This is a genomic window from Halobellus salinus (assembly GCF_014646875.1).
In the GTDB taxonomy this organism is placed as follows: Archaea; Halobacteriota; Halobacteria; order Halobacteriales; family Haloferacaceae; genus Haloquadratum; species Haloquadratum salinum.
This window is the reverse complement of the sequence record NZ_BMOC01000011.1, coordinates 75220-89013: the sequence shown is the minus strand read 5'-3', so window position 1 is coordinate 89013 and position 13794 is coordinate 75220. Positions and strand designations below refer to the sequence as shown.

15 protein-coding genes are annotated in these 13794 nt (G+C 66.9%); 12 read left to right on the top strand and 3 right to left on the bottom strand.

Features of this window, described 5'->3' with window-relative positions; all coding sequences use genetic code 11:
• Positions 1-381 precede the first annotated feature (381 nt).
• On the bottom strand, positions 382-2238 hold the full coding sequence (locus tag IEX72_RS09770; RefSeq protein WP_188787193.1) for a hypothetical protein: 1857 nt from the start codon (positions 2236-2238) through the stop codon (positions 382-384).
• A 175-nt stretch (positions 2239-2413) separates the two neighbouring features.
• Here IEX72_RS09770 and rnhA point away from each other — a divergent pair, with 175 nt between their 5' ends.
• Together rnhA and IEX72_RS09760 are read left to right on the top strand one after the other, a co-directional pair.
• The gene (rnhA, locus tag IEX72_RS09765) at positions 2414-3010 is read left to right on the top strand and encodes a ribonuclease HI (RefSeq protein WP_188787192.1); all 597 of its coding nucleotides are present in this window, start codon (positions 2414-2416) and stop codon (positions 3008-3010) included.
• Positions 3003-3623: a DUF7108 family protein gene (locus IEX72_RS09760; RefSeq protein ID WP_229663811.1), complete on the top strand. Its 621-nt coding sequence runs from the start codon at positions 3003-3005 to the stop codon at positions 3621-3623. The genes rnhA and IEX72_RS09760 overlap by 8 nt, the downstream gene beginning before the upstream one ends.
• A gap of 18 nt (positions 3624-3641) precedes the next feature.
• Here the strand turns inward: IEX72_RS09760 and IEX72_RS09755 are convergent, their stop codons facing one another.
• Complete coding sequence (locus IEX72_RS09755) at positions 3642-4001, bottom strand: PadR family transcriptional regulator (protein WP_188787191.1); 360 nt, start codon at positions 3999-4001, stop codon at positions 3642-3644.
• A gap of 306 nt (positions 4002-4307) precedes the next feature.
• On the opposite strand from IEX72_RS09755, the gene IEX72_RS09750 reads away from it, so the two are divergent.
• The 7 genes from IEX72_RS09750 to IEX72_RS09725 all read left to right on the top strand — a co-directional run bounded on the left by IEX72_RS09750 (position 4308) and on the right by IEX72_RS09725 (position 10394).
• On the top strand, positions 4308-4841 hold the full coding sequence (locus IEX72_RS09750; protein WP_188787190.1) for an inorganic diphosphatase: 534 nt from the start codon (positions 4308-4310) through the stop codon (positions 4839-4841).
• A 145-nt stretch (positions 4842-4986) separates the two neighbouring features.
• Positions 4987-5109, top strand: coding sequence for a hypothetical protein (locus IEX72_RS15365; protein ID WP_268238883.1), 123 nt, complete (start codon positions 4987-4989; stop codon positions 5107-5109).
• Positions 5110-5178: 69 nt separating this feature from the next.
• Entirely contained in the window at positions 5179-6123 is a 945-nt protein-coding gene (locus IEX72_RS09745) for a rhomboid family intramembrane serine protease (protein ID WP_188787189.1), read from the top strand.
• A 4-nt stretch (positions 6124-6127) separates the two neighbouring features.
• Positions 6128-6913, top strand: coding sequence for an endonuclease V (locus IEX72_RS09740; RefSeq protein ID WP_188787188.1), 786 nt, complete (start codon positions 6128-6130; stop codon positions 6911-6913).
• An 80-nt stretch (positions 6914-6993) separates the two neighbouring features.
• Complete coding sequence (locus IEX72_RS09735; RefSeq protein ID WP_188787187.1) at positions 6994-7518, top strand: hypothetical protein; 525 nt, start codon at positions 6994-6996, stop codon at positions 7516-7518.
• Between the two features lie 88 nt (positions 7519-7606).
• Entirely contained in the window at positions 7607-9532 is a 1926-nt protein-coding gene (gene thrS / locus IEX72_RS09730; protein ID WP_188787186.1) for a threonine--tRNA ligase, read from the top strand.
• Positions 9533-9626: 94 nt separating this feature from the next.
• Positions 9627-10394 carry a hypothetical protein gene (locus tag IEX72_RS09725; protein ID WP_188787185.1) on the top strand — a complete coding sequence of 256 codons (768 nt, stop codon included), beginning with the start codon at positions 9627-9629 and terminating at the stop codon, positions 10392-10394.
• A gap of 216 nt (positions 10395-10610) precedes the next feature.
• On the opposite strand, the gene IEX72_RS09720 is transcribed toward IEX72_RS09725, so the two are convergent.
• Positions 10611-10850 carry a hypothetical protein gene (locus tag IEX72_RS09720; RefSeq protein WP_188787219.1) on the bottom strand — a complete coding sequence of 80 codons (240 nt, stop codon included), beginning with the start codon at positions 10848-10850 and terminating at the stop codon, positions 10611-10613.
• A 200-nt stretch (positions 10851-11050) separates the two neighbouring features.
• Here IEX72_RS09720 and IEX72_RS09715 point away from each other — a divergent pair, with 200 nt between their 5' ends.
• The 3 genes from IEX72_RS09715 to IEX72_RS09705 all read left to right on the top strand — a co-directional run bounded on the left by IEX72_RS09715 (position 11051) and on the right by IEX72_RS09705 (position 13732).
• Positions 11051-11482, top strand: coding sequence for a DUF5791 family protein (locus tag IEX72_RS09715; RefSeq protein WP_188787184.1), 432 nt, complete (start codon positions 11051-11053; stop codon positions 11480-11482).
• On the top strand, positions 11482-12393 hold the full coding sequence (locus tag IEX72_RS09710; RefSeq protein WP_188787183.1) for an SDR family oxidoreductase: 912 nt from the start codon (positions 11482-11484) through the stop codon (positions 12391-12393). Before IEX72_RS09715 ends, IEX72_RS09710 begins: the two co-directional genes overlap by 1 nt.
• Positions 12394-12583: 190 nt before the next feature.
• A complete protein-coding gene (locus IEX72_RS09705) occupies positions 12584-13732 on the top strand; it encodes a DHH family phosphoesterase (protein WP_229663813.1) in 1149 nt (382 codons plus the stop codon).
• The last annotated feature ends 62 nt before the right edge of the window (positions 13733-13794 follow it).

Here is a 13794-nt window from a genome sequence, read left to right as displayed (position 1 = left end):
TGTCTTGTAAGTATTAAGTGTTTTGCCCGTACGGATGGTAGTGTTCAGATAAGCTGGTGACCCTGTGACCACCTCGAAAGTCCCCGCCGCCGGCCGGTTAACCAGCCGATGTGGGCGGGACTGAACGGGGCCGGTCGCTCGTCAGCCGAGACGACGTAAGCACCGCAACGTAGTGAGGAGCGCAGCGAGTCGCAGGCGGGGAGGGACCTGCGGTCCCTCCGGCAGCCGGCGCAAAGTGCCGGCGACGGCGAGCGACGGGGGCTTTCGAGGTGTCTCCAGTCGCACCGCCCCCGTCTGAACACTGCCGTATGGATCCAGCCGGACGGGTGATTTCGTCGGCGTCGTCCAGCAGCACCCCGGATTCCGGAGCGGAAATGGCGCTCAGTCGACAATCCGCGGGACGAGCATCGTCGCGAGTCCGACTCCGGTGAGAGCCAGCAAGCCGGCGCTGTAGGGTTGAACCCAGCCGGTCACGACGTTGATATCGACCGAGACCACCCCGGCGGCCAACAAGAGACACAACACCGCAGCGGTGCCGCCCCACCCGACCACAAACACCAACAGACCTGCACGACGGAAGAACGTCGGGCCGAGCGTCCACGCCGCCGGCGGGAGTTCGTTGCGAAGCCCGTGTTTTGCGAGCGTGGCGTCGTTGACGGTCAACCGGCTGAGGAGCGCATCCCGCTGATTGGCCACGTACGCCAGACGGTTGCCCTCGTAGTCGAGCCACGTTCCGACCCGCCCCGCCCACAGCCCCAACGCGAGCATCGATGCCTGCCACCGCACGAGTTCGGTGCCGATCGAGGCGGCGAAGGCGCCCCCCGCAAGGAGACAACCCCCGGCCGGCAGCAGTAGGTCCCACCGGGAGTATGCGTTTTGACTCTGCAAGCCCCCGGCGGTATCGCGGTCGTCCCAGAACACGGTGAAGACCACGGCGGCCACCCCGAGACTCGCGACCGTACCGATTCCGTAGAACAACGCGCTCTGCACCGTCTGTCCGAACAGTCCGCCGATCGACGCGACGATCGCAGCAACCGCGAAGACGACTGCCAGCACGATCACGGCGCCGATGAACTTCGCGAGGTCGGTGAGGAGACGCCGAGCGCTCGTCGCAAGCGCAGTACCCGTGCCGACCCGCGATCGAAACCCGAAGACGCCGTTTCGCTTCGCCGATGCGATCGACTCCGCGAGGTGTTTCGGGTCGTTCGGGAAATCATCGAACCGGAGTTCACCGTCGACGCGGGCAACCCAGTAACGCTCGCTGTCGTACGTGTAAAACGCGAACTCACACCCCGCACGCGCTCGGGAGACCTCGTGGCGGTACAGGTGGGCACTGAACGTCGATCCGCCCGGTATGTCGGCATCAACGGGCCGCGTGGTCGAGGTTTCGGTGCCGTCCCCACGCCGGAAAGCCGCTCCCGGGACCGATTCCGGGTCGACGTCGATCTGAGTGGTCCGCTCGAACGACAACGCCCCGAGCGTGACACTCGCGGCTCGGCCCTCGCCGTCGCAGCGATCGCACTCGACGTCGCCATCGCCCTCACACCCCTGACACGTGACCTCACCATCACCGGAACACGCGCCACACCGCGTCGTTTTGTCCCCGCCGCAACTCCCACAGACCGTTGTTCGCGAGCCATCGCAGTCCGGGCACGTCTCGGAAACGTCTCGCTCGACAACGCCGGTGGTGTCGCAATCAGGGCACGAGACGGGCGATTCTCCGTCACAGTTCGAGCAGTCGTCGCTGGCTCCGAGACAGTCCGGACACTCGATGCTGCCGCTGCCCTCGCAGCGTTGACACTGCCGCATCTTGGCCCGCGTGATCGATCCGCTACCGCTACAGGTCAAACAGGTGTTCGTTCCGGTGCCGTTGCACCCGCCGCACTCGGAGTCGCCGCTCCCGCCACACTCGGAGCAGGGTTCCACCGTCGACCCGTCACAGGTCGGACACGGTTTCCGGCCGGACCCGCGGCACCGAGAGCAGTCCGACGGTGTTGTGTCGGTGATGTATTCGACCGTCTCCGTTTCGAACTCGTCCGGAGCCTCCTGCCAGCGGTCCGCCCGTGGAACGCGACTGACCGACTTGCGTTCGTACTCGGATTTCGGCAGGACGTCCTGACGGCTCGTGTTTGTGACCCGAAGCCGGTCGTGTGTGGCCACCTCAGTGGTCTCGGTTCCTTGGGTAGTGATCGTCGCCGTGCGGGCGACGCCGTCTGCTACCTCCGTTCGATCGCTCAACTCGGCGAGCAAGGACTTTCCGACTCTCTCATCGTCTTCCGCAGCTCTCCCCGACACGTATTGAGGTCCCGATGTCCAGTGATAGTTCTTTCTCTCCGACCGACCCACAATCGCGGGACAACGCGCGCCCTTCCGACACCGAATGGTTCTTTCCTTGCCTCCGAGTTATTGGGGTATGCCGAGCGTGAACCTCGATCCCGATGTTGCCCGCAAGCGCCTGGAAGCGGCCGGGGTCGAGATCGAACCCGGGAACGTCGATCACGAGCACTGGCGCGCCTCTCGTCGGCACGCAAACGCCGTCGCGTACGACGACAACGTCGTGGTCCAGGGGGCGAACCCGACCGACCTCCTCCCGCTGCTCCGGCCCGCGGCGGGCGGGCGGGCGCACGTCTACTTCGACGGGGCGAGCCGCGGGAATCCCGGCCCCGCCGCGATCGGGTGGGTCCTTGTCACCGACGAGGGGATCGTCGACGAGGGCGGCGACCGGATCGGCGAAACCACCAACAACCGCGCGGAGTACGCCGCGTTGATCCGGGCGCTCGAGGCCGGCGACGGCTACGGCTTCGACGAGGTTGACGTCCGCGGTGACTCGGAACTGATCGTCAGGCAGGTCCGCGGGGAGTACGACACCAACAACCCCGCACTCCGGGAGCGGCGGGTTCGGGCCCGGGAGCTTCTGGCTCGGTTCGACCGGTGGACGATCGAGCACGTACCGAGGGAGGTAAACGACCGCGCCGACGCACTAGCTAACGAGGCATTCGACAATGCGTGAGGACCGACAGCGGCCGGACGACCAGGACCCCGACGGTGACACTGACGCCGGCCGGGCGGACAACGCGAGCGACCCGAACCGTGAGATCCCTGACGACGTGGTGTCCGAGGCCGAGCGGCTGACCCGACTCGCGGCCAACGCCGCCGTTGAGGCGGAGGCGGAGGTGTACCGCGACCGTCGGGCGGAGGTCGCCGGCGACTACGACTTCGTCCCGCGCGTCCGCGAGGCGGACGACACGCTCGTTCTCTACCCCGAGGAGTGGGTCGACGACGGCGTCGTGCAGTTCGACCGGATCGAGGACACCGACCGAGCGGTGGAGGTGTCGCTCTCCGGCCCCGACCACAGCGCCGAGTGGGAGGCCGTGGAGGCCGACAACGAGGCCATCGTGACGGCGGTTGCCGAGGAGCACGGGCCGACCCACGCCGCGAACGTCCGAGCGTTCGCGGACTTCATGGGGAACCACTACCTGAAACGCGTCGGCGACGCGACCGAGACCGAAAAAGAAGCGTTTCTGACGGAGTATTACCCGCGGAACGCGTGGCCGTCGGCCGAACAGCGAGCGGTCGTCGAAGACAGCGTCGAACTGGCGACGGACGCCGCCGACAGCGTATAGCGAGCGCGGGCGCGACAGCTACCGGTTGGCGTCAATGAGGTCGCCGAGTTCGGCCGCACGCCCGTCACCGGCGACGAACTTCGAGAACATCCAGTCGAACTGATCGAGGAGAGCGGCGTGGCCGTCGTCGGTGAGTTCGTACTGGTTGGTCCGCTTGTCGAGTTCGCTTTTTTCCACCAGCCCCATCTCCACGAGATCGTCGAGATTGGGGTAGAGTCGGCCGTGGTTCACCTCGGTGCCGTAGTACGTTTCCAAGTGGCTCTTGATTGCGAGCCCGTACATCGGCTCTTCGGCCAGGATCACGAGGATATTCTGTTGGAACGCCGTGAGATCGCGAACAACACTGTGTTGTTCGACAGCACTTTGTACTTCTGCCATACCCCAGACGGAGGTGTCGGTACATTTAAGACTTCCCAAAATCGCCCGGAAGAGCCGGTACATATTCGGTGTGAGGGCGGTGTGTGACAGTTACGCGAGCCGAGAAATATGTCTGATACCAACACGGATGGTACCTACCCGTATGACTACCTTCTCTACATACGCAAAGAATATTCGGAGAATACTGTCGGCATTCTTCGGAAGCACCGTTCGCGCAGTCTGCACCGCCCGCCCACAACGGACCGGCTGTCCCGTTGTTCGAGGCGATGCGAAAGGACTTTTTGTACGTTCGGAGTCGGATCAACCATGACGAACCTCTGGGAGGACCTCGAAACCGGACCCGACACGCCCGACGTGGTCTACGCCGTTGTGGAGTGTCTGAAAGGCGAGCGGAACAAATACGAGTACGACAAGGATGTGCCCGGTGTCGTCCTCGACCGCGTGCTCCACTCGAACGTCCACTACCCCTCGGACTACGGGTTCCTGCCGCAGACCTACTACGACGATGGGGATCCGTTCGACATCCTCGTGCTCGTGGAAGATCAAACGTTCCCAGGGTGTGTGGTCGAGGCGCGTCCCGTCGCGATGATGCGGATGGACGACGACGGCGAGAAGGACGACAAAGTGATCGCCGTCCCCGCGGAGGACCCCCGGTACGACCACGTCACGGACGTCGACGACCTGACCGACCAGCGGAAAGCCGAGATCTCGGAGTTCTTCGAGACGTACAAGAACCTCGAAGCGGGCAAGCAGACCGAGACCCTTGGGTGGGAGAACGCCGACGCCGCCAAGGACGCCATCGAACACGCGGTGGACCTCTATGAAGAACAGTTCGCGTAACCGGACGGCGAGGTCACTTCCCCGGTACTCGTCGTACACCTAGCCGGGCCTACCGGTATCCCCGCCGGTTATCGGTCGCGCCCCTCCCGATGCGTTATGCGTATGGGTAATCTTTTCTCCGCCCGAGGCGTACCTCAAACCAGGTATGAACGAGTCCACCACCCGGTTCGGCGTTGCCCACCCCACGGTCGTCCCCGCCACCCACCCGCACCACGATGATGACGACGACACGGGACGTGAGTCGGGGGACGACGACAGCCCGGTGTGATCCGGTCTCCGTGTGTCCGGCGTGCGCGGAAGGGAACCGCTTTTACTCCCGCCGCGACTACACGGAATGATGGCTACCTGCGACGAGTGCGGGGAGCACGAGAACCTCCCGTACCAGTGTCACCGGTGTGGGGACACGTTCTGTGGTGAACACCGGCTGCCGGAGAACCACGACTGCCCGGGGCTGAACGGGTGGGATGACCCGTCGGGCGTCTTCGACAGCGGCTTCGACGACTCCGTACAGCGGCGCCGCGGCACGTCGAGCACCCGCGGATACCTCGATCGGCTCACCGACCGGGGCGGCCCGCTCGGCTACTTCCGGGGGAATATGAGCTACACCCTCTTGGGCGTGATGTGGATCACGTTCGGGTTCCAGTATCTGGTGTTCCCGTTTCTGCTGGGAATCCCCATCGGGAGCGACCTCTGGCAGGCCGTGTTCGTGCTCACACCCGGCAACGTCGAGTTCGTGTGGACGTGGGTCACCTCCGTCTTCGCCCACGGCGGGTTCACCCACATCGCATTCAACAGCATCGCGCTGTACTTTTTCGGCCCGGTGGTCGAGCGCTACCTCGACACCCGACGGTTCACCGCGCTCTTCTTCGGGGCCGGTATCGTCGCGGGGCTGGCGCAGGTCGGTTCGACACTTCTGACTGTCGGCCCGTTCGGACAGGGTGTCGTCGGCGCTTCGGGCGCGATTATGGGCGTCTTGGGCGTTCTCACCGTGTTGAACCCCGGGCTTCGGGTATACCTCTACTTCATCATCCCGATGCCGCTGTGGGTGCTGACGTTCGGATTCGCCGCGTTCAGCATCGTCGCCGGGTTCGGCGCCCTCGGCGGCGGGCTCGCCGGCGGCAACGTCGCCCACCTGGCGCACCTCGCCGGACTCGTGATCGGGCTGGCGTACGGCGCCCGCGTGAAGGGCCGGGTCGGCGTCCCCAACTCCCTGGAGTTCGGTCGCGGCGGCGGCGGGATGGGCGGTCCCGGCGGTCCGGGCGGCCCCGGCCGTCGTCGCTGACCCGATGCACCCGGTTCGCCCCGAGTTCGTGCCCGACCCCGACCCCGACCCCGACACGACTCGCGAGAGAATGGAGACGCTGCAGTCAGACGTCGCAGCGGCCGCGACGTGGACCGACGCGTTCGAGTTCGTCCCGGAGTCGGTCGGCGCCGTCGATCGGACTCTCTCGACACCCGATTCCGACCCGCCGCTGGTCGCGGGCGTCGACCAGGCGTTCCTCGACGACCGCGCGGTGAGCGTCGTGGTCGTCTCCCGCGGCGGGACGGTCGTTGAGCGGGTCCACGCGGTGACCGACGTCGCGATCCCCTACATTCCGGGGTTGCTCGCGTTCCGCGAGGGCGGGCCGATCCTCTCGGCGTTCGCGGAACTCGGCTGCGACCCCGACCTCGCGGTCTTCGACGGCAGCGGCCGGATCCACTTCCGGCAGGCGGGGCTCGCGACCCACATCGGCGTGACGCTCGACGTGCCGAGCGTCGGCGTCGCCAAGGGGTTGCTCTGCGGAACGCCAGACGAGGGTGTCGACGGCCGGGAGGAGGGGTGGCGGACGCCGATCCGTGCCGACGCCGACGTGACGAACGCCGATCCCGGCACCGCCATCGGCCACGCCCTGCAGTCCCGGCAGTACGACTCCACTCGAAAAATCAACCCTCTCTACGTCAGTCCCGGCCACCGCGTCGGTGTCGGAACCGCGACCGATCTGGTCGAACGGCTGTGTGCGGGGTACAAACTCCCGGAGCCGACGCGCCGTGCGGACGCGTATGCGGACGACGTGAAACAGGAATACGTGTAGCGGTCGGGGTGACCGGTCGCCTCAGCAGTCGTTCGTGCCTCCACAAGACCCTTGTGTCCAGTGGCGGTCGTACAGGCGTGATGCTCGCCACGAAGCCGCTGGCTGCCGCCCTTGCGGTGCTCGTGCTCGTGGCCGGTTGTGTCGGTCCCGGATCACCCGGGAGCGGGTCGGCGACACCGACGACGGAACCGCCTACCGATACCGCGGCGCCGACACCCGAACCGGACACGACAACAGGGATGGGTGGAGCCGGGACCGACACGAAGGCGGTCTCCACCCGCGGCGCGTCGAACCAGCCCGACCCCGACAAGACGGTCCGGCTCGAAAACGCGTGGAACCAGCCGGTCGACATCCGGATTCGCGTCGTCCGGGAGGCAACCGACGAGACGGTCCACGAGGGAACCTACACCCTCGACCGCGGCGAACAGCGCGAGGTGTACAACGTCGCCGACGCCGATCCCGACGGGATCGAGTCGTTCCGGGTGACCGCGACCGCCCGGAACACCACCGAGAGCGTCACGATCGAGACCAACCGGTGTTACGGCGGCGCCTACGTCGAGGTGCTGGAAGACGGGACGCTGTACCCGTACTACGCGATCTGTTGAGTCGCGCTCGTCGACGACAGGCCCGTCTCCGATCCGGTGTCCCGCCGACTCGAAAACACTTATTCGTGCGGTAGCATTCCCACATCATATGAGCGAAATCGTTGTCAGCCTCCCCGACGGGTCGGAACTCACCGTCGACAGGGGGGCGACGGTCGAGGACGTCGCCCACGAGATCGGACCCGGACTCGGCCGCGACACCGTCGCCGGGGTCGTCGACGGGGAACTCGTCGACAAGGCCGACCCCGTCTCCGACGGCGCGGAGGTCGTCATCGTCACCGAGGACAGCGATGAGTACCTGCAGGTGCTCAGACACTCCGCGGCGCACGTCTTCGCGCAAGCGCTCCAGCGCCGGTATCCGGGCGCGAAACTCGCGATCGGGCCGCCGACCGACGACGGCTTCTACTACGACATCGCTGGGGTCGACCTCGACGCCGACGATCTGGACGCGATCGAAGCCGAGATGGAATCGATCCTCGACGAGAACCTCCCGATCGAGCGCGAGACCCGATCTCGGGAGGCCGCCTTCGAGACCTACCCTGACAACCGCTTCAAGCGCGAGATCCTCGCGGAGGAGGCCGCCGGCGAGGATCCCGTCTCCGTCTACGTCCAGGGCGATTTCGAGGACCTGTGTCAGGGTCCGCACGTCGAGTCGACCGGGGACATCGGCGCGGTGACGCTTCTCAACATTTCCTCGGCGTACTGGCGCGGCGACGAGGACAACGAGGCGCTCACGCGGGTGTACGGCACCGCCTTCGAGTCGGCGGCCGACCTCGAACACCACCTCGAACGGCGCGAACAGGCCAAAGAGCGCGACCACCGGAAGCTCGGCCAGGAGCTCGACCTCTTTTCGATCCCCGACGTTACCGGCCCCGGGCTGCCGTTGTACCATCCGAACGGTAAACGGATCCTGAACGAGCTCTCGTCGTACGCCCGGTCGCTCAACCTCGAGGCTGGCTACGAGCCCGTCGAGACCCCGCACCTCTTTCGGACGGAACTCTGGAAGCGGTCGGGCCACTACGACAACTACGTCGACGACATGTTCCTCCAGGATGTCAACGACGAGGAATACGGATTAAAGCCGATGAACTGCCCGGGGCACGCCACCATCTTCGATCAGACGTCGTGGTCCTACCGCGACCTCCCGGTCCGGTATTTCGAGGACGGCAAGGTGTACCGGAAAGAACAGCGCGGCGAGCTCTCGGGGCTCTCCCGAGTGTGGTCGTTCACCATCGACGACGGCCACCTGTTCTGCCGGCCCGAACAGATCGAACAGGAGGTGAACCAGGTGATAGACGCCATCCGAGACGTGCTCGACACGTTTGGGCTCGACGCCCACGTCGCGCTTGCGACCCGACCGGAGAAGTCGGTCGGCGGCGACGAGATCTGGGAGCAGGCCGAGTCCCAGCTCCGATCGGTACTGGAGTCGGCGGGGATCGACTACGACCTCGAACCCGGCGACGGCGCGTTCTACGGCCCGAAAATCGACTTCGCGTTCGAGGACGCCCTCGGCCGGAAGTGGGACGGCCCGACGGTCCAACTCGATTTCAACATGCCCGAACGCTTCGAGTTGACCTATACCGGCGAGGACAACGAGGACCACCGCCCGGTGATGATCCACCGCGCGCTGTACGGCTCCTACGAGCGCTTCTTCATGGTGCTCATCGAGCATTTCGACGGGAAGTTCCCCACGTGGCTCGCGCCCGAACAGGTCCGGATCCTCCCGATCAGCGACGACCAACTCGGGTACGCCCACCGCGTGAAGAACGAACTCGACGACTTCCGGGTCTCCGTCGAGGACCGATCGTGGACGCTCAACCGGAAGATCCGGGAGGCACAGGAGGAGCGGGTGCCGTACATGCTCATCGTCGGCGGCGACGAGGCCGAGGCGGGCACCATCTCGGTCCGCGATCGAAAGGAACGCGAACGCGGGGACGTCGACATCGAGACGTTCCGTGACCACCTCCAGAGTGAGGTCGATGACCGACGGCTCGAACCCGATTTCCTCGGGGCGTAATCGGGCGACGTCCGGCACCCGGTCGCCTTTCCGCTGGCGCAACGCGCCGGCGTCGATACGACACCCTTGTGTGCGAACGGATCGTATCCTATGTATGAACACGCAGGATGCGGGCCACCTCGAGGCGGCCGTGGAAGCGATCGCCGTCGACGAGTTCGTCACCGCGGGCGACGAGTATACCAGAGCCGGGTGGCGGGTGCTGGCCGATCCGCGCCCGGAGGTCGACACCTTCGACGTCGGCGACCGCGGGTGGGTCGGGGCGGGCCTCGCCCACCTCGTCGTGGCCGCGGTCTGTTACCGGGTCGCCGGCGCCGACGCGCGGGCGACCCGACGGGCGATCGCCGGGGTCGCAGACGCCACGGAGTTGGCATCGGTCACCGACCACCCGGCACAGCGGGCGTGTTTCTTAGAGCTCGTGGGCGACTTCCGGGCGGCCGGGGGACTCGACGGCGCCAGCGACGCGTACCACGACGCCGGCGACGCCTACCAAGCCGCCGGAGACACGGTCGAGGAGCCGCAAACACGGGCGACAACACCGCTGTTTCAGGCCGCGGCCACGCCACTCACGCAGGTCGCACGCGGCCTCGCGAACGGCGAAATTGCGGTCAAATGGGACGACCTCCACGGCCCGGACCCGGCCGATCCGGGGGCGTTTCTCGCGGCGCGGGCGTCGTACAAGCGACAACGCTTCCGGTCGCTGGTCGAGCGGGCCGCCGACGAGGGCGACCTCGCTGCGCCGCGGGGGACGACCGAGTACGACACCGACCACCACCAGTGTCCGGCCTGCGGGTCGACCGACGTGAACTGGGTCGAAAACACCGTGTTGTGCCTGCGGTGCTCGTCGCCGACAGCCGAGCAGTAGCCCGGGTGCGGCTACCGCCCGCGACCGCGTCCGGTTGACATCCTCCTCCGGCTAAACTCGGAGGAATCCCGAGCGTTGGGATATCAATAAGTGGTGGAACGCTGAACGGGAAGAGTCACCGGCAGATTGCTGGTGACTGATTGCCGGGAGTCCACATCAGAGCCCCAGCCTCAAGAACCGAGGCGCGTATGCGCCGAGGGAGTAGGGTGGGGTAGTTCACTCGCTGTCGCCGAGTCGGCGTTCGATGCCGCCCAGTTTGAGGTACGCCGCGAGCCCGAGGATGGTGGCGGGCCACAGACCGATGAACTGCCCCCGCTTTTCTTCCCCGCGGACGTAGTAGTAGTACAGCGCGAGCAGGACCGAGCCGACAGCCGCCAGCCCAGCCGGCCCCATCCCGCTGGGATCGAGTTGGTTCGTCTGTTTCTCCGGTGTCGCGTCGTCAGTTGTTTCGCTCACACTCTCACTTCGGCGCAACAGTCATATGTGTTCTCACTAGCTCACCCACCCGGCTTCGGCGGGGCGATCCCGCGTCGTCGACCGGATGGACGCCCGCCGGGAAACACGCCGCCGGGTCGGTGACAGCCGGCTCACCCCGACGGAGGAGTCCACCGCAGCCGACCGAACGTGTAATGTCGGTCGATGGCCACCTGTGAGGTATGCTCTACGACGCGATCGACGACCCCGGCGAACAGTCACCGGCGGCGGTACGCAACGCGTACGAGGCGCAACTTCGAGGCGTGGTCGACGCGGTCGGCGCGGAGACCGCCGCCGTCGACTCCGGCGTCGACCCCGACCGGATCTCGGCGATCGAGAACGGGGCGGTTCCCGATCTGCGGGTCGAACACGCCGCGGCGATCCTCGCAGTCGACGCCGAGCGTCCGGACGCCGAGGCCATCGTCTTGGAACTCCGCGACCACCTCCTGATGGCGATGACGACCGGCGTGGTCGATGTCGACACCCTTGCGGCCAACGTCGACCTCGACCTCTCGGGCCAAGAGGTCCAACAGGCGCTCGAAGGTCGAACCGAGATGACGCTCGAACAACTCGCCGCGATCCACCACTTTCTCGCGGCACGGAACCACGGCTGATGGCCCGTGTCGTCATCGTCGGCTGTGGATACGTCGGCCTCGAACTCGGCCGCCAACTCCGGGGGGCCGGCCACGACGTGGTCGGCGTCCGCCGCTCCGACGCGGGGCTCGATGCGGTCGCGGACGCGGGGCTTGAGCCCCACCGCGCCGACGCCACCGACCCCGAGTCCCTCGGGGAACTCCCCGACGCCGAGTGGGTCGTCTTCGCCGCCAGTTCCGGCGGCCGCGGCGCTGCGGCTGCCCGCGAGGTCTACGTCGAGGGGCTCCGGAACGTCGTCGCGGAGTACGCCAGCCGGGTGTCGTCGCCGGATCGCCTCGTGTACACCTCCTCGACTGGTGTCTACGGCGACCACGACGGCGCGTTCGTCGACGAGGGGACGCCGCTGGACCCCCAGACCGACAAGACGCGCGTGCTCGCAGACGCCGAGCGGGTCGCGACCGAGGAGGCCGCCGACGCGGGTATCGACGGCACGGTCGCCCGGTTTGCGGGGCTGTACGGCCCCAACCGCTACCGGCTGGATCGGTATCTCGACGGGCCGGTCACCGAGGGGTATCTGAACATGGTCCACCGCGACGACGCCGCGGGGGCGGTCGCGTTCTGTCTCGAATCCGACTGTGCCCGCGGCGAGGTCGTGCTCGTCGTCGACGACGAGCCGGTCGACAAGTGGGAGTTCGCCGACTGGCTGGCCGCCGAATGCGGTGTCGACACCCCGCCGAAGCGGACGACAGAGGAACGCCTGGCCGACCCGGACCTCTCTGCGGCAGCGCGCCGTCGGATCGAGACGACCAAGCGGTGCTCGAACACCCGGTTGCGCGCGCTGGGGTATGCGTTCGCCTACCCGACGCATCGGGAGGGCTACCGGGCGGCGATCGAGGCGTACCTGTCGGGGACGGACGCGGCCGACGTGTGAGTCGGCTCACGTCGACACATTCACCGGGCACGTACCGTTCCAGCGGTGTGTTTCGAGCGCTCTCTCCGGTAGCAAGCCCGTCAGAACGGAGCACGGAACCCGCCGGCATCGGTGAACCGAAGGAATCTTCTTAGGGGTGCACTCTGAGGACTGGGGTATGGGCGCGGCGCTTCCAGAACTCGGGTCGGACATGCTCGGCCGTCTGGTCTCGACGGCCCTCGCGAACCCGGCGGTCGTAGCCGCGGTGCTCGCCGGAGCGCTTCTCGTGGTCGTGGCGCTGTACGTTGTCCGTCGGGTCACCCGGCCTCGGGGAACGCGGTTTCTCGAGGCGCTTTCGCGGCTCGACGAGGTTGCGATCCTGCTTCACCCCAACCCCGATCCCGACGCGATGGCGACCGGCATGGGGGTTGCGAGCCTCGCCGGACAGGTCGACACCGACGCGCGACTCCAGTACCCCGGTCAGATCCGCCACCAGGAGAACCGCGCGTTCCGGACGGTGCTGGACGTCGACATCGAGCCGATCGACCACGTCAGCGGCCTTGCCGCCGAACACGTGGTGCTCGTGGATCACAACGAACCCCGGGGGTTTGCGGGCGCCGACAGCGTGCTTCCGTTTGCGGTCGTCGATCACCACCCCGGGGAGGGTTCGGGAGAGGCGTTCACCGACGTCCGCACCGACTACGGCGCCGCGTCGAGCGTCGTCGGCGAGTATTTCCACGACGTGGGCGCCGAGCCGGTGCCCCCGGCGAAACACGAGAGCGAGGTCGGCAGCGACTACACCGTGTCGTCGACGGTCGCGACTGGACTACTGTACGGCATCCTGACCGACACCAACCGACTCACCGCCGGGTGCTCCGCGGCGGACTTTGCCGCCGCCGGGTACGTCTACCCCGGGATCGACGAGGACCGCCTGACCCGGATCGCGAACCCCGAGGTCTCGACGGAGGTGTTGGAGCTGAAAGCCCGCGCGATCGCCGGCCGGGACGTTCGCGGACCGTTCGGTGTGAGCGATGTGGGCCGGCTCTCGAACGTCGACGCGATCCCGCAGGCGGCGGACGAACTCGTCCAACTCGAGGGCGTCACCGCGGTCGTCGTCCTCGGAGAGTGTAACGGCACCATCCACCTCTCGGGTCGGTCCCGCGACGACCGCGTCCACATGGGTGACACACTGGACGCGGCGGTGTCGGTGCTCCGGGAGGCGTCGGCCGGCGGCCACGCGCGGATGGGCGGCGGCCAACTATCGCTCCGCGACGGCGGGATCGAAACCGCCGAGGGGGATATCGTCCCCCGAGACGGTCTTCGAGAGCGGCTCTTCGACGCGATGGCCGGCGATATCTGACCGGGAACGTTCGCAGCCCCGGTCGGAGCCGCCGCCCGACGAGTTTTATCCGCGGACCGCCA